Raw genomic sequence first — 276 nt, forward strand, 5'->3', positions numbered from 1 at the left:
TGAAAGGCTTCAAACAGCGTTTCATGGAAGAAACCATGCCGGTCATTGCCGAGCAGTCGATGTGGGAAATTGCCAATCATCGTGCTGTACGAAATGGTACGGAACCACAGGAAGAATTCGATAAGCTCGAAAGAGAATATCGGATGACGGGTGCATATCCGTTTACCTTCGATAGTGGTACGGCACCAGCGGTCAAACAGCTTCGTCAAAAGTTGCTGCTTTCCAAAATCGGTGCCGTCAATCTTCAGATCGATGAAATCGGTTCCAATCTGGTTG

1 protein-coding gene is annotated in these 276 nt (G+C 47.5%); it reads left to right on the plus strand.

Going from position 1 to position 276, the window contains the following annotated elements; genetic code table 11:
• Positions 1–23: 23 nt before the first annotated feature.
• Positions 24–276: hypothetical protein (locus Q5762_RS38225; protein ID WP_315896917.1), on the plus strand; the 253-nt coding region annotated here is incomplete at its 3' end.

It is taken from the genome of Streptomyces sp. P9(2023) (assembly GCF_032436795.1).
In the GTDB taxonomy this organism is placed as follows: Bacteria; Actinomycetota; Actinomycetes; order Streptomycetales; family Streptomycetaceae; genus Streptomyces.